Consider the following 21,527-nt stretch of genomic DNA (forward strand, 5'->3'; position numbering starts at 1 on the left):
GGACCTTCCTTCCGTCCTGCGCCCCGTTACGCGGCGCCCAGCAGACGCTCCAGGACCACGGCGATGCCGTCCTCCTCGTTGGACATGGTGACCTCGTCCGCCACCGCCTTGAGCTCCGCGTGCGCGTTGGCCATCGCCACGCCGTGCGCGGCCCAGCCGAACATCGGTATGTCGTTGGGCATGTCGCCGAAGGCGATCGTCTCGGCCGCCTTCACCCCCAGCCGGCGCGCGGCCAGCGAGAGGCCGGTGGCCTTGCTCAGGCCCAGCGGAAGGATCTCCACGACACCGGGACCCGCCATGACGATGCCGACCAGGCTGCCCACGGTCTCCCGCGCCACCCGGACGAGGGCGTCCTCGTCCAGCTCGGGGTGCTGGATGTACAGCTTGTTCAGCGGGGCCGACCAGACCTCGGCGGTGTCCTCCAGGTAGAGCGCGGGAAGGCCCTCCTGGACCTGGTAGCCGGGGCCGAAGAGCACCTCGCCCTCGACTCCGTCCCGGCTGGCGGCGATCGCCAGCGGACCGACCTCGGCCTCGATCTTCTCCAGCGCCAGCGCGGCGAGCTTCCGGTCGAGGGTCACCGAGGTCAGCAGCCGGTGCGCGCCCGCGTCGTAGACCTGGGCGCCCTGTCCGCAGACGGCGATGCCCTTGTAGCCGAGGTCGTCGAGGACGTGCCGGGTCCACGGCACGGCACGGCCGGTGACGATGATGTGCGCCGCGCCCGCGGCGGTGGCCGCGAGGAGCGCCTCGCGGGTGCGCTCCGAGACGGTGTCGTCGCCGCGGAGCAGCGTGCCGTCGAGGTCGGTCGCGACGAGCTTGTACGGGAACGGGGCCGTGCTCACTTGGTGATCGGCTCCAGGACTTCCCGGCCGCCCAGGTAGGGCCGGAGCACCGGGGGAACCCGGACCGTGCCGTCGGCCTGCTGGTGGTTCTCCAGGATCGCGACGATCGTGCGCGGGACCGCGCACAGCGTTCCGTTCAGGGTGGACAGCGGAGCGGTCTTCTTGCCGTCGCGGTAGCGGATCGACAGGCGGCGCGCCTGGAAGCCGTCACAGTTCGAGGCGGAGGTCAGCTCGCGGTACTTGCCCTGGGTGGGGATCCACGCCTCGCAGTCGAACTTGCGCGAGGCGGAGGCGCCCAGGTCGCCGGTGGCGACGTCGATCACCTGGAACGGCAGCTCCAGGCTGGTCAGCCACTGCTTCTCCCAGTCCAGGAGACGCTGGTGCTCGGCCTCGGCCTCGTCCGGTGCGACGTACGAGAACATCTCGACCTTGTCGAACTGGTGGACGCGGAAGATGCCGCGGGTGTCCTTGCCGTACGTCCCGGCCTCGCGGCGGAAGCACGGGGAGAAGCCGGCGTAGCGCAGCGGCAGCTTGTCCGCGTCGATGATCTCGTCCATGTGGTACGCGGCGAGCGGGACCTCGGAGGTGCCGACCAGGTAGAGGTCGTCGCCCTCCAGGTGGTACACGTTCTCCGCGGCCTGGCCGAGGAAGCCGGTGCCCTCCATGGCGCGCGGGCGGACCAGCGCCGGAGTGAGCATCGGGGTGAAGCCGGCCTCGGTGGCCTGGGCGATGGCCGCGTTGACGAGGGCGAGCTCCAGCAGGGCGCCGATGCCGGTGAGGTAGTAGAAGCGCGAGCCGGAGACCTTGGCGCCGCGCTCGACGTCGATGGCGCCCAGGGACTCGCCGAGCTCCAGGTGGTCCTTGGGCTCGAAGCCCTCGGCGCCGAAGTCGCGGATGGTGCCGTGCGTCTCGAGGACGACGAAGTCCTCCTCGCCGCCGACGGGCACGTCCGTGTGGACGATGTTGCCGAGCCGCAGGAGCAGCTGCTTGGCGGCTTCGTCCGCCTCGTTCTGCTCGGCCTCGGCGGCCTTCACGTCCTGCTTGAGCTGATCGGCCTTCTTCAGCAGCTCGGCCCGCTCCTCCGGAGAGGCCTTGGGGATGAGCTTGCCGAGCGACTTCTGCTCGTTGCGCAGTTCATCGAATCGCATGCCGGAGGACCTGCGGCGCTCGTCGGCGGAGAGCAGTGCGTCGACGAGGGCGACGTCCTCTCCACGGGCGCGCTGCGAGGCGCGGACACGGTCAGGGTCTTCACGGAGCAGCCGGAGGTCAATCACCCCTCCAGGCTACCGGGCCGGGCTTCAGGGGATCGCACCGATATCACGCTGCGTGTCGCTTTGTCCCAATTGCCGCGAATGGAAAACTGTCGGCAGGGGGCCGGAAGCGGCCCTTCCGTGCGCCCCAATAAACCGCCCCCATTCTCCGAAAAGGGGCAGAGCGGCGGAGAGCGGGCAGCCCCTGAGCAGGACGGAAGGGGCTTCCTTGTCCACAGGAATTCCCCAGGCGACCGGCTTATCCACAGGCTGTGCGCCGGATCTGTGGACACAGGAATAGATCAATCCCGACGGTGGAGCGAGCGGGCTCAATCAGGGTTCAAACCACCCTCACACACTCATTCGGGTGGGAATGACTCGCCCCAAAGAGTTGATCGGTGATACAGGGGTGACGGCGTTCACCTCCCGCTCGTCAGCGCGAAACCTGTGCCGCCCGACCGATTTGTCGACCTTGTCGTGTTGCTCTGTCGACTTGTCCCCAGGTGCACACCTGGCCCTGTGGATAACTCTGTGGACAGTGGACGGAGCGTCAGGGGCGCCCGTCGAGACACCGTGTCAGCCAGTCCGAGGCCGCGGTGAAGGCGCCGTCGGAGGTGCCGGCCCGGGCGGCCTGGACGTCACCCTGAGCGACACCGGCGCGCGGGTAGGAGCCGAGGAACCGGATCTGGGGGCAGGTCCGCTTGAGACCCATGAGGGCCTCCCCGACCCTGCGGTCGGAGATGTGGCCCTCGGCGTCGACGGCGAAGCAGTAGTTGCCGATCCCCGCACCCGTCGGACGGGACTGGATCAGCATCAGGTTCACCCCGCGCACGGCGAACTCCTGGAGCAGTTCCAGCAGCGCACCGGGGCGGTCGTCGCCCATCCACAGGACGACGGAGGTCTTGTCGGCACCGGTAGGCGCGGCGGGGCGGGCCGGACGCCCGACGAGCACGAAGCGGGTCTCCGCGTTCTGCGCGTCGTGGATCTCGGTGACCAGCGGGACCAGCCCGTAGGTGGCGGCCGCGAACTCGCCCGCGAAGGCGGCGTCGAAACGGCCCTCCTGGACCAGCCGGGCACCGTCGGCATTGGACGCCGCCGATTCCCACAGGGCGTCGGGCAGGTTCGACCGCAGCCAGTTGCGCACCTGCGGCTGGGCGACCGGGTGCCCGGTGACGGTCTTGACGTCCGACAGCTCGGTCCCGGGCCGCACCAGCAGCGCGAACGCGATGGGGAGCAGCACCTCGCGGTAGATCATCAGCGGTACGCCGGCCGCCAGCTCGTCCAGGGTCGAGGTGACCCCGCCCTCCACCGAGTTCTCGATCGGGACCAGGGCCGCCGCGGCCTCGCCGTTGCGCACGGCGTCCAGGGCTGCCGGGACCGAAACCATCGGGACGAGCTCCCGGGTCGCGGCTTCGGGGAGGGTGCGAAGGGCGGCTTCGGTGAACGTGCCTTCGGGACCGAGATAGGTGAAGCGGGTGGCCGACATGCGATCAGCCTAATGCCGGGGCCCCGACGCCACCTGGGCTGTTCACCCTTCGAGCAGCCGTTGCCCCACGTACTCCCCGGCGCGTGCACCGGGCGGCACCGCGTACAGGCCGCTCGACTCGTGCCGGATGAATTCCGACAGGGCGTCGCCGCGGTCGAGCTTGCGCTGGACGGGCACGAAACCGCGGGACGGGTCGGCCTGCCAGCAGATGAAGAGCAGCCCGGCGTCGGGGGTCCCGTCGGCGTCGATCCCGTCGTGGAAGGAGAAGGGACGCCGGAGCATGGCCGATCCGCCGTTCTGCGCGGGTGCCGAGATCCGGGCGTGCGCATTGGAAGGGATCACCGGCCTGCCGTCGGCGCCGATCTTGTCGAGGGCTATGGCGGTGGTCTCGCCGCCTCCGGTCAGCGGGGCGCCGGTGGCCTTCGTCCGCCCGATGACCTGCTCCTGCCGGTCCAGTGACTGCTGGTCCCAGTGGTCGAGGAGCATGCGGATGCGGCGGACGACGGCGTACGAGCCCCCGACCATCCAGGCGTGCTCGGGGGGCACGGTGCCCTGGACGAAGATCCGCTTGTCGAAGTCGGCCTCGGTGGGCTTCGGGTTGTTCGTGCCGTCGACCTGGCCCATGAGGTTGCGGGCCGTCATCGGGGAGGCGGTGGCGCCGGGAGAGCGGTTGAAGCCGTTCATCTGCCAGCGCGGCCGGGCCGCCTCGCCGGCGTCCTTCTGCAGCGCGCGCAGCGCGTGGAAGGCGACCAGGGCGTCGTCGGAGCCGATCTGGACCCACAGATCGCCGTTGCTGCGCTGGGCGTCGAGCCGGTCGGCGGAGAAGTCCGGCAGCGGGTCGAGGGCGGCGGGGCGGCGCGCGGTCAGCCCGGTGCGCTCGAAGAAGGAGTGGCCGAAGCCGAAGGTCACCGTGAGCGAGGAGGGGCCGGAGCCGAGGGCGATGCCGGTGTCGGCGACCGGCGCGGTCTCGCCCGCCGTGAGCCGCCGCGCGGTATCCGACCAGCGCCGCATCAGGGCGGCGGCCTCGGTGCGGCCCGCTCCCGGCGCCAGGTCGAAGGCCAGCACGTGCCCCTTGGCCTGGAGCGGCGTGGTGATGCCGGCCTGGTGATCCCCGTCGAAGGCGACCCGGGTCGCCCCGAGGGCGGCGGGGGCACCGCCGGAGCCCGCCGTCCCCGGCCCGGACACCTCGGACTGCACGAGGGCACAGCCCGCGGCGCCGAGCGCGAGCCCGGCGGCGCCCGCGGCACCGACCGTGCCCAGCAGGCGGCGCCGGGAGATCTCGATGCCGGGGACTGCGGCGCTGCCCTCGGTACGCGCGGTGTTCGTCGTGCTCTCGGTGGAGGCGCTGTTCTGGGTCACGCTGGTCAGCCGATCTTCACGTTCTTCTGGACGGTCGTCTGGTCGATGTCGGAGGTGCGGACGGTCACGTCGATCCGCCAGTCCCCGGTCAGCGGAAGCTGGACGCCCGATGCGGTCCAGTGTCCGGGAGCGGCGCGTTCGGGCAGGACCGGAAGGGGACCGATCTCCTTGGCTTCCAAGGTGAACGACACCCTGACCTCGGGCAGGTCGAGCGGCTTGCCGTCGGGCGTCTCGGCCCACACGTGGAGCGAGTTGGCACCGGTGCGGCCCGGGTCCATCTGGAGCCGGACGGAGCCCTTGCCGTTCTCGCCGCCGGTGTCGAAGGGCAGCGTGACCTTGACCGCGCGGTCGGGAACGGCGGTGGCGGTGGACCCGCGGCCGGCCTCCAGCTCCGCGGCCCGGCCGGGCTCGGTGCTGGTGAGGACGGTGGTGACGGCCAGCAGGACGATGGCGACACCGGCCTCGGCGAGGACGGACCGGCGCAGACCGGTGCGGTCCGGGTCGGCGTCGCGCACCTGCTTCTCCCGCGCGGTGCGCCGGGCGGCGCTCTGGCGCGCGAGCTGCGCGGCGCGCCGGGGGTCGGAGGCGTCGGCCGCGGAGGCTTCGGGGACGGCGTCGGCGGCCGCCGGGGAGACGGTCACGGACGATGTTTCACGTGAAACATCGGAGGCGTCGGCCTCGGCCTCGGCTTCGCCCTGGCCGCCGGCCAGCCGCGCGGTCCACTTCCGCGAGGTGTACGCGATGGCGACGACGATGGCGACGAGGCCGATCTTGAGGAGCAGCAGCCGGCCGTAGTCGGTTCCGGTCAGTGCGGACCAGCTGCCGACCTGGCGCCAGGCCTGGTAGGTGCCGGTGCAGGCCAGGACCACCACGCTGGTGAAGGCGACGGTGGAGAAGCGCCGGATGGCCGAGCGCTCGATCCCGGGGACCTTGTGGAGCGCGACGAGCAGTGCGGTGAGTCCGCCGAGCCACGTGGCGACGGCCAGCAGGTGCAGGATGTCGAGGGGCATGGCGAGGCCGGGCTGGATACCGGTGGAGGCGTGTTCGGACAGCGCCCAGGTGGCGGCGATGCCCGCGGCGACGACGGTCCCGCCGATCCCGAGCCCGAAGACGAGGTCGCTCTCCCCCTTGGTGTCCTCCTCGGAGGCAGCGGCCCCGTCCGAGGTGTGGCGCCGGGCGTAGGAGCCGAACAGGACGGTGATGAACAGTGCGGCCGCGCCGAGGAGGAGCAGCCGCGAGACGAGCGAGGCCCCGGACTTGGTCTCCAGGACGGCCTTCAGCCCGGCCAGGTCGAAGGCGTCGGCGAAGTTCCCCGACCCGGTGTACGGGTTGCGGAGCAGCAGCATCACCAGGGTGGCCACGGTGAGCGCGACCCAGGCCCGTACGACCAGCCGCTGCATCGGCCGCTGCGCGGCGCCCCGGCGCCAGCACAGGAGGATGAAGGCGGCGGAGCCGACGAGCACGGCGAACCCGGCGTAGGCCACGTAGCGCGCGATGCCGTAGGCGACGGCGACGGGCCCGTCGCCCGCCGTCCGTGAGGGCAGCGAGACGGCCGTGTCGGAGGGGGCTCCGATGGAGAAGGTGAAGGCGCCGGAGACCGGATGGCTGTCCGCGGATATGGCCTGCCAGGCGACGGTGTAGGTGCCGTCCGGCAGTCCCGGGCGCAGCGCGGTGCCGTAGCGGATGATGCTCCCGCTGCAGAGGTCGCGCAGTTCACCGGTGTCGACGCGCTTGCCCTGGGGGTCCAGGACGCGGATGGAGTCGCCGTTCATGGCGACCCCCTCCGAGAAGGAGAGCGTGATCTGGGCGGGCGCCGTGGCGACCACCGCCCCGTCCGAGGGGTCGCTCGCGGTCAGCGCGGCGTGTGCCGAGGCCGGCGCGGCAGCGGCGAAGAAGGCTGCCAGCAGAGCGGCGAGGACCAGCGTGAGCCGCGGCAGGAGTGCCGTGGCGCGGACGCGGGCCGTGGATGGGGTCGGGGCGGTGGCCGTCATGGCGTGTCAGTCCCTCGGTCCGTCAGTGGGAGGTGCCATCGGTGGATGCAGGAGCCTTGTACGTCCGCTCCTTGACGTCCAGCTCGACCTTGACCGGGCCGGACTTCTCGAAGCGCAGTTCGACGGTGACCTTGTCGCCGACCTTGGGGGTGTTCTTGAGCCCCATGAACATGATGTGGCTGCCGCCGCGCTCCAGCTTGAGCTCGCCGCCGGCGGGCACGGCCATAGACTGCACCTGCTGCATCTTCTGGTCCTTGGTCTCGTGGACCTGCAGATCGTCGGAGAGCGGGCTCGTGGCACCCGTCAGCTCGTCGGCCGTCTTGGAGTCGTTCTTGATGACCATGAACGCGCCGGCCATCTGGTCGTTCACGGGCTCCGGCATGTAGCCGCCGCTGACCGTCAGCTTCGGCGCGTCACCGGATCCCGATGCGGACGCCGACCCGGAATCCGAGGAGCAGCCGGATATGGCGAGCGCGGCCGTCAGGGAGAGGGCGGCTGCGAGGGTGCGGGTGGTGCGGGTGGTGCGGGTGTTCACGGGTTCTCTCCCTTGACGACCTTCGGCAGGTCCTTGGTGTAGTCATCGACGGTGGTGCTCTCGCCGTAGAGGAGGTATCCCTCGTCGGTCTTGGGCGAGAAGGCGATGACCTGCGCGCCGTGCATGGAGACCACGTTGCCGTTGGCGTCCTTCGTGGCGGCCTCGATACCGATGCCGAGTGTGCGTGCGGCGGCCTGGATGGTGGCGAAGTCCCCGGTCAGGCCGGTGAATGCCGGGTCCTGGGCCTTGAGCCACGAGCCGAGGGTTTCGGGAGTGTCCCGTTCCGGGTCGGTGGTGATGAAGACGACCTGGAGCTTGTCCTGGTCGGCCTTGGGGAGTGCCTTCTTGGCGACGGCGATGTTGCTCATCGTCAGGGGGCACACGTCGGGGCAGTGGGTGTAGCCGAAGTAGATGAGCGTCGGCTTGCCCTTGGTCTGCTCGCGCAGGTTCCACGGCTTGCCGGTGGTGTCCGTCAGGACGACGTCCGGCTTGTCGAAGGGGCGGTCGAGCACGGTGGCGGACCCGGCTTTCGCCTGGTTCTCGCTGATCTGGGTGACCTGGCCGTTCTTGGCCGGTTCACCACCGCAGGCGGTGAGGGTGAGGGCGGCCGCCGCCACGAGGGCGGCGAGCGTCACACGTGTGGTGCGCATGGGAATGTCCCTGAGATCGGGGGTGGTACGGGTGGATCCGCGAGCCCGGCCGGCCCGGAAGGCCGGCCGGCTGCGCAGGATCGCCGGGCCGGGCGGCCGGGCGGTCGGGCGGTCAGGAGGTGCGGCGGCGCGAGGCGACGCCGAAGGCCACGCCGCCGAGCCCGATGACGATGCCGGCGATGCCGAGGGCCCGCGCGGTGGTGTCGGATCCGCTCTTGGCGGCGGCCGTCTCGTGGCCGTCCTTGTGGTCGGCGTCGGTGTTCTTCGCCTCGTCCGAGGGCTTGGCCGCGTCGTCGTGGTGGTCGGCGCCGGCCGCGGCGGTGAGCTTCAGGACGGGCGCCGGGGTCTGCGGTTCGGCGGCGCCTTCCTTGGACTCCTCGATCCAGCGGACGACCTCGCCGTTGTCGTAGGTCTGGATCGCCTTGAAGACCATCTGGTCGGCGTTCTCGGGCAGCTTGCCGACGGAGACCGGGAACTGCTGGAACTTGCCGGGCTCGATCTTGCCGCCGGACCAGGTCACCTTGGTGACGACCTCGTTGACCTGCTTGCCGTGCACGGTGAGCGGCTTGTCGAGCTTGGTCTTCTCGACGTTGGACGTCCAGCCGGGGATGTCCTGCGGCATGACGGACGTGAGCGGCTGGTCCACGGGGAAGTTGACCTCGAGCTGCGTGGTCGAAGCGCCGTCGCGCTCGTTGGGGACCTTGAAGTTGAGCGTCGCGTACCCGCCCTTGGCGGCCTCTCCGACGGGCTGCACGCCGACGTGGGCGAAAGCGGTACCGGAGAGGAGGAGGACGGAGCCGGCGGCGAGGGCGGCGGCGAAGGAGACGCGAGAGGTCTTCATGGCAGAAACACTCCACGGAAGCTGTGGTGACGGTGGCTCCGCGCGCGGCGCGCACGGAGTTCGCGGCACCGGTGCTCCCGTCGTGAGTCCCGGGGAGGAGAGGTGCCGCTTCAGGCTGCGAGGGCGAATGCCGTGGGCGGCCCGCGCCTGATCACCGTGTGCTGGAGTGCGTCCCGGCCCGTGGAGCGGGCGGGTCCGGTCCCGTCCCCCGCTGCCCGCGGCATGCGTGCGGGCCGGCCCGGAAGGCCGGCGCCGAGGGCGCGTACGTAGGCCAGCGCGGCCCGCAGCGGGCGCACCGGTCCGGCTCCGGCGGAGAGCCTGGACAGTTCGAGGAGGCGGAACAGCGCGGCGTCGCCGCGCCCGAGCAGCCAGCCGGCGGCGAGCGCGGCCAGCAGGTGCCCGGTCAGCATGGCCGGGCTGAGCAGCCCCACCAGTCCGCCGGCCGGCTCCACCAGGCCCTGCCCCATGTGGGCGTGGGCGGCCATGTGCCCCTGCGTTCCGGCCATGAGGTCGGGGTCCAGCCCGGCGCTCTCCACGATCCGCCGGGCGTCAGCCGGGTGGATGGGGACCGAGTTGCCCCCGCAGACCAGCTGGGCGGCCAGCGCCGCGAGCGAGGTCTCCGAGGAGGTACCGCTGCCGGCCGGGGCGTTGTGCTGGCCGAGGCCGAACAGGGTGTGCAGTGCGAGCTGTCCGCCCGCGAGGGCGGCGGCGATGCCGGGCAGCGAGCGGCGGCGTCCCGCGAGCGGGGCCGCGACGGCGAAGACGGCGAGGAAGCCGGCGCAGAGGGACCACCAGGGCACCGTCGCGCAGGAGGCCAGTGCGTGCCCGGCCGCGGACAGCACGACACAGACCGCGGTGAACACCGCGGCCCGGATCAGCCTGAGGCCGGGTCCGGCCTGCGTCGCGTGGGGGGCAGTCATGGCCGGGCCATCATCGCACTGGCCTTAGGCGCCGCATACGGCAGGTGCGACAGCCGGTTTGCATTCCCGCGCACGGCTGCCGGGTCTGCGTCCGCATACACCGCCGCCCGGGAGAGCCGCATCGGCCGAACGAGGGCTCTGTCGGCCCGCAGGGGCTTAGCTCCGGCCCCGGGCGGCAATAGGTAACCGTATGAGCATCTGGTGGTCTCTCCACTTGAGGCGCGAAGCAGCGAGTGTGCCCCTCGCGAGGCGACTGCTGTTGGGGACGATGGAGACCGCGGGGGTGGACCCGGACATCTCCTTCGACCTGTCGGTGGCGTTGAGCGAGGCGTGCGCGAACGCGGTGGAGCACGGCGGCCATGAGGCCGTACCGCGCTCGGGGCACACGGACGACGTGCCTTCGGGCGGCGGAAGCCCGGACGGGACCGGGGCGTACCACGTCACGGCGTACCTGGACGGGGACCGCTGCCGCATCGAGGTGAGCGACTCGGGTCCCGGGTTCCCGCCCGCGACCGTGGCCCGCCGCAGACCGTCCCTGGCCGAGCACGGCCGCGGCCTGCACCTGATCGAGGAACTCGCCGACCACGTCCGCTTCCGCAACCGGCCGGGCCGGGGGGCGGTGGTCAGCTTCGACAAGATGCTGAAGTGGCGGGACGACTCCCTGCTGAAGGTGTCGTAGACGCGAGCTGAAGGTGTCGTGGACGCGCCGATGGGCGGCACCCGCGGAGGGTGCCGCCCATCGGCGCGTACGAGCGGTGGCGTCAGCCCTTGAGGCGCGCCATCCAGGCCTCGACCTCGTCCGAGGTGCGGGGCAGACCGGCCGACAGGTTCCGGTTGCCGTCCTCGGTGACGAGGATGTCGTCCTCGATCCGGACGCCGATGCCCCGGTACTCCTCGGGCACGGTCAGGTCGTCGGCCTGGAAGTACAGACCGGGCTCGACCGTGAGGCACATCCCGGGCTCCAGCGTGCCGTCGACGTACGCCTCGGTGCGCGCGGCGGCGCAGTCGTGGACGTCCATGCCGAGCATGTGGCCGGTGCCGTGCAGGGTCCAGCGGCGCTGCAGGCCGAGCTCCAGGACGCGCTCGACCGGCCCCTCCAGCAGACCCCACTCGACGAGCTTCTCGGCGAGCACGTGCTGCGAGGCGTCGTGGAAGTCGCGGAACTTCGCGCCCGGCTTGACGGCGGCGATGCCCGCTTCCTGGGAGGCGTAGACCGCGTCGTAGATCTTGCGCTGGATGTCGGTGTACGCACCGCTGATCGGCAGCGTGCGCGTGACGTCGGCGGTGTAGAGGGAGTGGGTCTCCACACCGGCGTCGAGCAGCAGCAGGTCGCCCGAGCGGACGTCGCCGTCGTTGCGGACCCAGTGCAGGGTGCAGGCGTGCGGGCCGGCGGCGCAGATGGAGCCGTAGCCGACGTCGTTGCCCTCGACACGGGCGCGCAGGAAGAAGGTGCCCTCGATGTAGCGCTCGGAGGTGGCCTCCGCCTTGTCGAGCACCTTCACGACGTCCTCGAAGCCGCGGACGGTGGAGTCGACGGCCTTCTGCAGTTCGCCGATCTCGAAGGCGTCCTTCACGGCGCGGGCCTCGGAGAGGTAGACGCGCAGCTCCTCGTCGCGCTCCTTGGTGACCTTGTCGGTCAGCGCGGTCTCGACGACGGAGTCGTGACCGCGCACGGTACGGACCGGGCCCTCGGCCTCGGCCAGCTCCTCGGGGAGCTTGCGCACGTCCTTGGCCGGGATGCCCAGGAGCTGCTCGGCCTCCGTGAGGGAGTGGCGGCGGCCGACCCACAGCTCGCCGCTGCCGGAGAGCCAGAACTCGCCGTTCTCGCGGTCGGAGCGGGGCAGCAGGTAGACGGTGGCGTGGTGGCCGGTCTCCCCCGCGGGCTCCAGGACCAGGACGCCGTTCTCGGTCTGGTCGCCGGTGAGGTACGCGTACTCGGTCGAGGCGCGGAAGGGGTACTCGGTGTCGTTCGAGCGCGTCTTCAGCCGTCCGGCGGGGACGACGAGGCGCTCACCGGGGAAGCGCCGGGACAGCGCGGAGCGGCGGGCGGCGGTGTGCGAGGCCTGGGCGATCGGCTCCAGTCCGCGCAGCTCGGTGTCTGCCCAGCCCGTGCGCATGCTCGCGGCGAGCTCCTCGCTGACACCCGGGTACAGCCCGTTCTTGCGCTGCTTGTGCTTCTTCTTGGGCTGCTCTTCTTCCGGGGTCTCCGGGGTGAGCTCGTCAGCCACGTCTTCTCCTCAGTACGACGGACACGGACCGGGTATGGACCTCATCCATCGTATGTGTGAGCGGACGCCCCCCGACGGGTCGTGTGACAAATCAGCTAAACCCGGCCACACCGTCACACGCCCCGCCCCACCCCGCCTCTCATCGGCTCACCGGCTCGTCACCTCACCGGCTCCTCACTCGAACCGGGCCGCCAGCAGCACGATGTCCTCCGAGGCGTCCGCCGGAGCCGCGGGTCCGTCCCCTTCGCCGTCCGGCAGCACCGTGCGCAGGATGTGGTCGCAGATGGCGGCCGGGTCCTCGCGGGCGCTACGGGGAATCCCCGCGGCGGCGGCGTGCAGCCGCGCGTACGCCCGGTCCATCGGGTCCCCGGTGCGCCGGAGCAGGCCGTCCGTGTAGAGCAGCACCGTTTCTCCGGGCGCGGGCTCGATCTCCACGCTCGGGGCCTCCCAGCAGGACAGCATCCCGAGCGGCGCGGAGAGGGTGGTCTCCACGTACTCGGTGCGCCGCTCGCCGATCAGCAGCGGCGGGGCGTGCCCGGCCCCGGCCAGGATGAGCTTGCGCCCCGGGCCGTTCGCGTTCGGGCCGCCGGCGGGCTCGCAGTAGGCGAAGAGGGCGGTCGCCGAGCGCGCGGGCTCGGTCAGGCGCAGCAGCAGCTCCAGGTCCGAGAGGACGGCGACGGGGTCCTCGCCCTCCATGACGGCGTACGCCCGCAGGGAGGCGCGCAGCCGGCCCATCGCGGCGACGGCGCTCGGTCCCGAGCCGGTGACGGAGCCAACGGCCAGGCCGAGGGCGCCCTCCGGCAGCGGCAGCGCGTCGTACCAGTCGCCTCCGCCGTGCGGGCCGGTGTGGTGCCGGGCGGCGAGCTGGACCCCGGGGATCCGGGGGAGACGGCTGGGCAGCAGTTCCTCGGCGACGGTGGCCAGGCCGGCGCGGGCGCGCTCCACCTCCAGCATCCGGGCCAGGTGTTCGGCGGCGTGCCGGACGTACAGCCCGGCCAGGTCGCGCTGGCGGTCGCTGGGCTCGGCCTGTTCGTCGTAGAGCCAGACGGCGGCGCCGAGCCGGCCGGTGGCTTCGGCGGTCAGCGGCAGCGCGTAGCTGGCGGCGTAGCCGAGCCGGGCGGCGACCTCGCGGTGGCGGGGGTCGACGGCGGTGGCGTACCCGCCGGCGCCCGTTCCGGGGGCGGTGCCGGGCTCGGGAAGGAACTCCGAGCCGCCCTGGGCGTCGGGCAGGCCGTCGAGGATGCGGCCGTAGGAGGTGGCGCTGCGCGGCACCGTCTCGATGTGCCCGAGGTCGGCATGGCCGAGCCCGAGGCCGATCGTGCTGGTGGGGCCTAGCCCGTCGGAGGGCTCCAGGACGATCAGGCCGCGCCGGGCGCCGACGAGGGACGCCCCCGCCCGCAGGAACTCCTGGAGGGAGGAGGTGAGGTCACTGGCGCGGGCGAGCCGCTCGGTGAGCTCGTGGAGGGTGGTGAGGTCGGAGACCATGCCTGCGAGACGGTCCTGAATGACCGAGCTCGCAGCGGGACCCTGCGCCGGGGCGTGGGCCGTTCGCGGGCTCGTCGGTGTGGACACGGCAGTGGGCACCGGTGTGGGCGCCACAGTGTGCGGGGACGCTGTGACGGCTGGATCGATTCCAGCCACTTTCGGCAGATGCGGGGCGCTCATGGCGTCCGCCTTTCCAGCTGGTGCGATTCGCCATATAGCATCGCAAACCCCCAGATCATGCTGCGCCGCTATCAATGAATCCACATCTACACGCACACGAGGAGCGATGTCCAGCATTGCCCAGGTGGGAATCCTGGTGTCCGTGGGGCGGCAACTCACTGTTCGGTCGGGGCTAGAACTTGGCCGGAAAAAGCGGGAAGCAGACGGTTTTTGCGGTCGACTGGGCGAGTCAGTCGGCCGGTCCGGGTACGTAATCCGTTGCACCCGGGGAGAGTTGGCCCAGCCCGGTGCCCGACGGGAACCGTCGGGCACGGCCCGTCGTCCCCATCGACGAGAGCCGTCCCCCGTGCGGACCCGGGTCGCGTACCGCCCCCGACGGACGTTTCATGGACCCGTAAGAAAACTGCACGAACCGTGTGAACCTGCTTCAAGCGGACAGAGACGCGCAACGTGTACGTGTGGTGAACCACCGCTTACCTGGTGTGATGTGGCCCTCGGCGTTCAACGGAAAGGAACGAGCGCTCATGCGCGAGATCCTCGGAAGGCGTCTCCAGCGGCTCCGCAATCGCTTGCAATCCCTGCGCCCCGCCCCGCCGCAGGGTGATGCGCCGGCCCTCCTCGACGCGGCGCTGACCTGCGCCACCACCTGGAACTGGCCCGTGCTGCCGGGAGTCGGACGCTCGGGCGCCGACAGCGCCCGGTGCGCCTGCCCCGACCCCGACTGCGTCGTACCCGGCGCGCACCCCTTCGATCCCGGACTGCTCGCGGCCACCACAGACCCCCGGATGGTGTCCTGGTGGTGGGCCAACCGGGCGTGCGCCCCCGTACTGCTGGCCACCGGCGGGAGTGCGCCCTGCGCGGTGAGCCTGCCCGCCGCGGCGGCCGCGCGCGCCGTCGTACGGCTGGACGCCGAGGGGATGCGGCTCGGGCCGGTCGTGGCCACGCCCACGCGGTGGTCGCTGCTCGTGGAGCCGTACTCCCTGGAGCGGCTCGGCGAGATCCTCTACGCCAAGGACCACGTGCCCTCCTCGCTGCGTTTCCACGGCGAGGGCGGGTACTTGCTGCTCCCGCCCTCCCCTGCGATCGGCGGAGGCCAGGTGCGGTGGGAGCGCGAGCCCGAGGGGGCCGGGGAGATCTGGCTGCCCGAGGTGGAGGCGGTCGTGGACGCGCTGGTGGAGGCGAGCAGCGGTGCGCCGGGCGGCGGGAGCCGGCTCGCGTACTGAGCCTGCGAGCTGACGGATCACTCGTACGGGTGTCAGCGAGACCGGTTTCCAAGGGAATTGGGCGCGGGGATCTCCGTGCCCCATTCCCGCATCGCTATCTTCGGCGAATGAATCTCCGCCTGATCGGTATCGGCGCCGGTGTGTTGATCATCTTGTCGCTCCCGCTGGCGGGAGCGATCGCCGGGCCGGATTTCGCCGGTCAGAGCGATGGAAAGGGCGGCGGGCTGCTCTCCACCTTCGGCCTCGGGCACCCCGCCAAGGGCGCTCCGGGGACGTCGGGTTCCGCGGACCCGGACCATCCCGGAAACACCGGCAATGCGGGGGGCTCGGCCGATTCGGGCGGCCCGGACGCGAGTTCCGCCTCCGGCGGGTCCCGTACGCCGGCCCGGGCCGCGGCGCCGGCCCGCCCGGGCCCCGCCGAGCAGCCGCGCACGGACGCCCGCTGCGGTCCCGAACTGTCCTCGCCGCGGGGGGTGGAGGCGCAGACCTGCGTCCTGTCGGGCGAGGGCCGGACGTGGGGCCGCAGCTACTACCGGAACACCAGCGGCCGTCCGCTCGACGCGGTGCTCACGGTGATGGGTCCGGCGGGGCGCACGGTGCAGATCCGCTGCGCGGTCGGAGCGGGCGACGAGCCGGGGCTGTGCGAAACGCCGAGGGAGGAGTCGGCCGGGGTTGCGGGGGACTACTCGGCCGTAGCGGAATTTGCAGTTCCGGATGATGAAGGAGCCCTGCTCCTGCGGTCCGGGAGCAACTCACCGGTACCGGGTGACGGTTGAGCGTCACGGAAACTCAAGGGCCCGGTCGCTGGCGACGGGGGATGCACCAGCGACCGGGCTACAAGAACGGTAACAAGAGATCGCCTGTTCGCAAATTCGATCTCTGATATTCGGACACCGATTTGCAGGCGATTACCGGGAGTTGTGACACCGATCACCGGTGACCGGTCACCTGTGACGTCTCCCCGGCCCTCCCGGGGGCCCGTCCGCGGACCCTCGTGGCCGGCCCGCGGACGGGCCGGCCACCCGGTCAGCTGAGCGTGACCTGGCGGTTGGTGAGGCCGCCGCGGGCGCGGCGCTCCTCCGTGGTCAGCGGCGCGTCCGTCGCGAGGGCCGTGGCCAGCCGCTCCGCGAGCTCGGCCGCGGGCTTCTCCACGTCCTCGGCCGAGACCCCGGTCGGCAGGTCCCAGACGGGGACCATCAGGCCGTGGGCGCGGAAGGAGCCGACCAGCTTGGTGCCCTCGCCGAGCGAGGACGTGCCCGCGGCGTGCAGGCGAGCGAGCGCGTCGAGCAGCTTCTCCTCGGGGTGCGGCATGACCCAGCGCAGGTGGTTCTTGTCCGGGGTCTCGCACCAGTAGGCGGCATCCACGCCGGTCAGCTTGACGGTCGGGATGGCGGCCGCGTTGGCGCGCTCCAGGGAGGCGGCGACCTCCGGGGAGGCGTTCTGCGCGCTCTCCGCTTCCGGAATCCAGAATTCGAACCCGCTGTGGACAACCGGCTCGAAACCGTCGTCCGCGGACAGGAGATCCTGAAGTCGCGGGCCTTCGGCCGGAACCCGGCGGGCCGTGACGACGGTGCCGGGCTCGGCCACGAGGGCGCGCTCCAGGGTGTCGGCCATGTCCCGGGCGAGGTCGCCGGTGGTCGAGTCGTTCTGCAGGCCGAGCAGGACGGAGCCGTCCTCACGGCGCAGGGCCGGCGAGGCCAGCGGGAGTACGGTCACCAGCGTGACGGAGGGGACGCCCTCGGGCAGTCCGCCCTTGAGGGTCAGCGGCACGGTGGCGGCGGGGACGAGCTCGCGCAGCGCCACCCAGTCGCACTCGCCGGGCAGGCCTTCGAACGGGCGGGCCACGTGCTCGGTCACGGCGTGCGCGGCGGCCGCGCCGTGGCAGGCCTTGTAACGGCGCCCGGATCCGCAGGGGCAGGGCTCGCGAGCGCCCACCACCGGGATCTCCCCGTTGTTGAGCTGCGGCTTTGCGGACTTCGCGGCGGGGCGCTTCTTGGCCATCGTGGGTGTCTCCCGGTTGCGGCGGTACGGCGTCGGTCTGGGCGCGAGCCTAGCCGTTCGTACCGCCGCAGCCGGTGGGGTGCGGCCGGGAGCACGGTCGGCGTGCACTCCCGGACGGCCGCCATCCGTCCACCCGCGGTCGGGGACCGGTCGGATCAGGGGTCCAGATTGTCGAAGGCCGTACTGAAATCGATCGCCGGGGGCGCAACGCGCGTAGCGAAATCCTCGTGCCGGGGCCCGCAGGCAACGGTCGCCCAGACGGTGACCTCACCCGCCGCTCCGTCCCGGACACCCCAGTCCTGGGCCAGGGCGCTGATGATGTTCAGCCCCCGCCCGCCCCGCGCGGTGACCGAGGGCTTGGCCGGGATGGGGCGGGTGGGCCCGCCGCCGTCCGTGACCTCGACCGTCAGCCGCCCCGCCTTGTCGACGCGCCACGACGCGTGTATCCCGCCGTCGCCGATCTCCCGTAGACCCAGTGGCCTGCCGTGCCGGCAGGCGTTGCTGAGCAGTTCGGAAAGGATCAGTACGGCGTCGTCCACGATCGATTCGGACACTCCGCTGATGCGCAGCTGCTCGCGCATCCGGTGCCTCGCCTCGCCCACGCCCGCAGGACCATGGGACACGTCCATGCACGACGACGTGGGCACTTCTTGTGCCACCATCAACGCCACCCCCGGAACCTCCTTAGCCCCACGCATGGTCTGGATGCCCCAATGGCCTGGACCGGAAACCGCCGCACCGGCGCCCTCTGACGCATTGGGAGCGACCGAATGCGGAGTGGATGCGCCGGTGCACACCCCGTAACGGGTGTTTCGCGTGGGACGAAAGCGCAAAACGGGATGTCAGCGACCCAGCTGTGACAAAACCTGTCGCGGTCTGTTCGTGATGATCGCTTCCACACCCAGATCAGCGCACAGCTGAACATCTTCCGGATCGTTCACGGTCCATACGTGAACGGAGTGGCCCGCGGCCTGAAGCTTGCGGATGAAGGCCGGGTGGTTGCGCACGATCCGCATGCCCGGCCCCGCGATCCGTACACCCGCCGGCAGCCGCCCGTCCCGCATCCGGGGCGAGATGAACTGCATCAGGTAGACGGTCGGGACCGTCGGCGCGGCCGCCCGCATCCGGTGCAGGGAGCGCGCGGAGAAGCTCATCACCCGGATCGGGTGCGGCCCCTCGGCCGGCGGGGCGTCCAGCGCGAAGCGTTTGAGGAGGAACAGCAGGCGCTCCTCCACCTGTCCGGCCCAGCGGGTCGGATGCTTCGTCTCGATGGCCAGCTGTACCGGCCGCCCGGCGTCCGCGACCAGCTCCAGCAGCCGCTCCAGGGTGAGCACGGAGGTCCGCTCGGGGTCCGCGTCCCAGTCGGGGGACTCCTCCCGGTCCTTCCACGAGCCGAAGTCGAGGGCGGCGAGGTCGGCCAGCTCCAGGGCGGAGACGGCGCCGCGCCCGTTGGAGGTGCGGTTCACCCGCCGGTCGTGGACCAGGACCAGATGGCCGTCGGCCGTGAGCCGGACATCGCATTCCAGGGCGTCGGCCCCGTCCTCGATGGCTCTGCGATAGGCGGCCAGCGTGTGTTCGGGGGCATCCTCCGAGGCGCCGCGGTGGGCGACGACCTGGATGGGGCGCGGCGTTGCGTGGGTCACCGGGTCATGGTGCCACCGAGAGGGTCCGGATGTCGGGGGGAGCCCTGTGGGTGCTTCTGCGGATGCGCCAGAAATGTCGGAGATAAAGGATGGGGGAGACTCACAGGTCCGGCTTACAGTGCTCTGACGGGTCATGGGAAAGGCTTTGCCCAGGAACTTGTACGGCACGTCGAACGTTCAGTCGGACCGTTATCGCCCGTATTTCTGAAGCCGTGTGTGACGAGGAGAGAGCGCTGTGAGCACCGAGAACGAGGGCACCGCGGCCCCGATGCCCCCCGCGGCCCCGCCCGTACCCCCGGTGGCCGCGCCCGTCGACGCCGCGCCGGCCGCGGCTCCGGCGCCCGCGGCTCCGGCGCCCGCGGCTCCGGCGCCCGTGGACCCGGCGACGCAGCAGCTGCCGCCGGCGCCCGCGCCCGGTACCGAGCCGACCCAGCAGCTCCCCCAGACCACGCCCGCGCCTGCCGCGGCCGCGCAGCCCCCGGCGGCGCAGCCCGCCGCGCCCGCCCAGCCTGCGGCGTACGCCGAGACCCCGGTTCCGCCGGCCACCCCCGCGTACGCCGAGAACCCGGCCCCGCCGGCCACCCCCGCGTACGCCGAGAACCCGGCCCCGCCGGCCACCCCCGCGTACGCCCAGGCTCCCGGCCCGCAGGCGACGGGTGCCGAGGGCTGGCCTCCCCCGCCGCCCGCGGCCCCCGCGTACGGGGCCGGTGACGGCCACGGCGGTGGCGGCTGGGGTGCGCCCCTGGCCACCGAGGGTGCCCCGCAGCCCAAGCGGAAGGGCAAGGGCGGCCTGATCGCCGGCGTGCTCGCGGCGGCGCTCCTCGCGGGCGGCGTCGGCGGCGGCGTCGGCTACTGGGCGGCCGAACGGAGCGGTGACGGCTCCGGCTCGACCACGGTCAGCGCCGGCAACACGCCCAAGGACCTCAAGCGCGATGCGGGCTCCGTCGCGGGCCTCGCCGCCGGCGCGCTGCCCAGCGTCGTCACCATCGAGGCCTCGGCCGGCGACGGCGAGGGCGGCACCGGCACCGGCTTCGTCTACGACCAGCAGGGCCACATCCTCACGAACAACCACGTGGTCGCCTCCGCGGCCAACGGCGGCAAGCTGAGCGCGACGTTCTCCGACGGCAAGAAGTACGAGGCCGAGGTCGTCGGCCGGGCCCAGGGGTACGACGTCGCCGTCATCAAGCTGAAGAACCCGCCGTCCGGGCTCAAGCCGCTGCCGCTGGGCGACTCGGACAAGGTCGCCGTCGGCGACTCGACCATCGCGATCGGCGCCCCCTTCGGCCTGTCCAACACGGTCACCACCGGCATCGTCAGTGCCAAGAACCGCCCGGTCGCCTCGGGCGACGCCTCCGGCGGGAAGAACTCGTACATGAGCGCCCTCCAGACGGACGCCTCCATCAACCCGGGCAACTCCGGCGGTCCGCTGCTCGACAGCCGCGGCGCGGTCATCGGCATCAACTCCGCGATCCAGTCGGCCGGCAACGGCGGCTTCGGCGGCGGCCAGGCCGGCTCCATCGGCCTCGGTTTCGCGATCCCGGTCAACCAGGCGAAGAACGTCGCCGAGTCCCTGATCAAGACGGGCCAGCCCGTCTACCCGGTGATCAAGGTTTCGGTGGACCTCGCGGCCAAGACCGACGGCGCGAAGATCTCCGAGACGGGCGCCTCGCCCAACGAGCTGGTCGACCCGAACGGTCCTGCGGGCAAGGCGGGACTGAAGCCCGGAGACATCATCACCGAGCTCGGCGGCAAGCCGATCGACAGCGGCCCGACCCTGATCAGCGAGATCTGGACGTACAAGCCGGGTGACACGGTGAAGCTGACCTACCTGCGCGGCGGCAAGCCGACCACGGTGGACATCACGCTCGGCTCGCAGGTCGGGGACAAGAAGTAGCCGGTGCGACGGATCCAACTGGCTTGATGGCGAGGGGCCGTAGGCGCGATTGTGCCTGCGGCCCCTCCCAACGTCCGCTTATGCTTCGACCGTGTTCGATTCGCGGCACATACGGACGTTCCACGAAGTGGTCGCCTCGGGTTCCTACTCGGCCGCCGCCCGGGTCCTCGGGTACACCCAGCCCGCGATCACCCAGCAGATGAAGGCGCTCGAACGCGCCGTCGGCACACCGCTGTTCACCCGCATCGGGCGCCGCATGCAGCTCACCGAGGCCGGGGAGTCCATGGCCCGGCACGCCGAGGCCATCCTCGGCAGCCTCTCCGCCGCCGAGGCCCAGCTGAAGGCGTACGCCCGGCTGCGGACCGGGCGCGTCCGGCTGTGCGGCTTCCCCAGCGCCAACGTCACCCTGGTCCCGGAAGCCCTGAGCAGCCTGGCCAAGGAGCATCCGGGCATCCAGGTCGAACTGCTGGAGGGGGAGCCCCCGGACTCCTTGCGCAGGCTGGAACGCGGCGAGTGCGACATCACCCTGGCCTTCACCTATCCCGGCCTCCACGATGAGGTGCCGGAGGAGGTCGCCGAGGTCAGGCTCATGGAAGACCAGCTGACGGTGCTGCTGCCGACCGGGCACCCGCTGGCCCGGCGGCGGGCCGTGAACCTCGCGGACCTCTCCGAGGAGCGCTGGATCGCGGGCTGCCCGCGGTGCCGGGCGAACCTGCTGCACGAATGCGCGGGGCTCGGCTTCGTCCCCGACATCCGCTTCGCCACCGACGACAACCTGGTGGTCCAGAGCCTGGTCGCACAGGGCCTGGGCGTGGCCATGATGCCCGCCCTGGTCCTGCCCTCGCTCTCGCTGAGCAAGGTGTGCGGGCGGGCCCTGCAGCCGGCCGCGCGCCGTCACATCGCCGCACATGTGTACCGCGACCATCTGCGGATCCCGGCGACCGCGGTGGTGCTGCAGGCCCTGAAACAGGCGGCCTCCAACCGCGTGGGCTGCTGAATCGG

General features: G+C 71.8%; 18 protein-coding genes and 1 pseudogene. 5 read left to right on the plus strand and 14 right to left on the minus strand.

The genetic code is table 11. The annotated features are described in order from the left end of the window. Positions 1–26: 26 nt before the first annotated feature. The 9 genes from ACIA8F_RS01225 to ACIA8F_RS01265 all read right to left on the minus strand — a co-directional run bounded on the left by ACIA8F_RS01225 (position 27) and on the right by ACIA8F_RS01265 (position 9,871). Entirely contained in the window at positions 27–839 is an 813-nt protein-coding gene (locus ACIA8F_RS01225; RefSeq protein WP_399376081.1) for an HAD family hydrolase, read from the minus strand. Then, positions 836–2,113, minus strand: coding sequence for a serine--tRNA ligase (gene serS, locus ACIA8F_RS01230; RefSeq protein WP_399376082.1), 1,278 nt, complete (start codon positions 2,111–2,113; stop codon positions 836–838). The genes ACIA8F_RS01225 and serS overlap by 4 nt, the downstream gene beginning before the upstream one ends. A gap of 526 nt (positions 2,114–2,639) precedes the next feature. Beyond that, positions 2,640–3,575 (minus strand): prephenate dehydratase, encoded by a 936-nt coding sequence (gene pheA / locus ACIA8F_RS01235; protein WP_399376083.1) that lies wholly within the window; start codon positions 3,573–3,575, stop codon positions 2,640–2,642. Positions 3,576–3,617: 42 nt separating this feature from the next. After that, positions 3,618–4,859 carry an iron uptake transporter deferrochelatase/peroxidase subunit gene (efeB, locus tag ACIA8F_RS01240; RefSeq protein ID WP_399376252.1) on the minus strand — a complete coding sequence of 414 codons (1,242 nt, stop codon included), beginning with the start codon at positions 4,857–4,859 and terminating at the stop codon, positions 3,618–3,620. A gap of 80 nt (positions 4,860–4,939) precedes the next feature. Next, on the minus strand, positions 4,940–6,925 hold the full coding sequence (locus ACIA8F_RS01245) for a copper resistance CopC/CopD family protein (RefSeq protein WP_399376084.1): 1,986 nt from the start codon (positions 6,923–6,925) through the stop codon (positions 4,940–4,942). Between the two features lie 22 nt (positions 6,926–6,947). Further along, the gene (locus ACIA8F_RS01250) at positions 6,948–7,460 is read right to left on the minus strand and encodes a copper chaperone PCu(A)C (RefSeq protein ID WP_399376085.1); all 513 of its coding nucleotides are present in this window, start codon (positions 7,458–7,460) and stop codon (positions 6,948–6,950) included. Further along, entirely contained in the window at positions 7,457–8,110 is a 654-nt protein-coding gene (locus ACIA8F_RS01255; RefSeq protein WP_399376086.1) for an SCO family protein, read from the minus strand. The genes ACIA8F_RS01250 and ACIA8F_RS01255 overlap by 4 nt, the downstream gene beginning before the upstream one ends. A 112-nt stretch (positions 8,111–8,222) precedes the next feature. Continuing rightward, positions 8,223–8,951, minus strand: coding sequence for a YcnI family protein (locus ACIA8F_RS01260; RefSeq protein ID WP_399376087.1), 729 nt, complete (start codon positions 8,949–8,951; stop codon positions 8,223–8,225). Positions 8,952–9,061: 110 nt separating this feature from the next. Further along, positions 9,062–9,871: a hypothetical protein gene (locus tag ACIA8F_RS01265; RefSeq protein WP_399376088.1), complete on the minus strand. Its 810-nt coding sequence runs from the start codon at positions 9,869–9,871 to the stop codon at positions 9,062–9,064. Between the two features lie 190 nt (positions 9,872–10,061). On the opposite strand from ACIA8F_RS01265, the gene ACIA8F_RS01270 reads away from it, so the two are divergent. Further along, entirely contained in the window at positions 10,062–10,550 is a 489-nt protein-coding gene (locus ACIA8F_RS01270; RefSeq protein ID WP_399376089.1) for an ATP-binding protein, read from the plus strand. A gap of 82 nt (positions 10,551–10,632) precedes the next feature. Here the strand turns inward: ACIA8F_RS01270 and ACIA8F_RS01275 are convergent, their stop codons facing one another. Continuing rightward, positions 10,633–12,099: an aminopeptidase P family protein gene (locus ACIA8F_RS01275; RefSeq protein WP_399376090.1), complete on the minus strand. Its 1,467-nt coding sequence runs from the start codon at positions 12,097–12,099 to the stop codon at positions 10,633–10,635. A gap of 174 nt (positions 12,100–12,273) precedes the next feature. Continuing rightward, entirely contained in the window at positions 12,274–13,881 is a 1,608-nt protein-coding gene (locus ACIA8F_RS01280; protein ID WP_399376091.1) for a PP2C family protein-serine/threonine phosphatase, read from the minus strand. A 407-nt stretch (positions 13,882–14,288) separates the two neighbouring features. Here ACIA8F_RS01280 and ACIA8F_RS01285 point away from each other — a divergent pair, with 407 nt between their 5' ends. Then, on the plus strand, positions 14,289–14,987 hold the full coding sequence (locus ACIA8F_RS01285) for a bifunctional DNA primase/polymerase (protein WP_399376092.1): 699 nt from the start codon (positions 14,289–14,291) through the stop codon (positions 14,985–14,987). Positions 14,988–15,094: 107 nt separating this feature from the next. Continuing rightward, positions 15,095–15,763 carry a hypothetical protein gene (locus ACIA8F_RS01290; RefSeq protein ID WP_399376093.1) on the plus strand — a complete coding sequence of 223 codons (669 nt, stop codon included), beginning with the start codon at positions 15,095–15,097 and terminating at the stop codon, positions 15,761–15,763. Positions 15,764–16,013: 250 nt separating this feature from the next. Here ACIA8F_RS01290 and ACIA8F_RS01295 read toward each other — a convergent pair whose 3' ends face one another. The 3 genes and pseudogenes from ACIA8F_RS01295 to ACIA8F_RS01305 form a co-directional block, all read right to left on the minus strand. After that, a complete protein-coding gene (locus ACIA8F_RS01295) occupies positions 16,014–16,988 on the minus strand; it encodes a DUF5926 family protein (protein ID WP_399376094.1) in 975 nt (324 codons plus the stop codon). 155 nt (positions 16,989–17,143) lie between these two features. Next, positions 17,144–17,745: pseudogene (locus ACIA8F_RS01300) on the minus strand (ATP-binding protein). A gap of 85 nt (positions 17,746–17,830) precedes the next feature. Further along, entirely contained in the window at positions 17,831–18,631 is an 801-nt protein-coding gene (locus ACIA8F_RS01305) for a glycerophosphodiester phosphodiesterase (RefSeq protein WP_399376095.1), read from the minus strand. Between the two features lie 235 nt (positions 18,632–18,866). Between ACIA8F_RS01305 and ACIA8F_RS01310 the strand changes: the two genes are divergently transcribed. Then, the gene (locus ACIA8F_RS01310; protein ID WP_399376096.1) at positions 18,867–20,525 is read left to right on the plus strand and encodes a S1C family serine protease; all 1,659 of its coding nucleotides are present in this window, start codon (positions 18,867–18,869) and stop codon (positions 20,523–20,525) included. A 91-nt stretch (positions 20,526–20,616) separates the two neighbouring features. Continuing rightward, complete coding sequence (locus tag ACIA8F_RS01315) at positions 20,617–21,522, plus strand: LysR substrate-binding domain-containing protein (protein WP_399376097.1); 906 nt, start codon at positions 20,617–20,619, stop codon at positions 21,520–21,522. Positions 21,523–21,527 lie beyond the last annotated feature (5 nt).

The sequence above is a fragment of the Streptomyces sp. NPDC051563 genome, assembly GCF_044454225.1.
Taxonomy (GTDB): Bacteria; Actinomycetota; Actinomycetes; order Streptomycetales; family Streptomycetaceae; genus Streptomyces.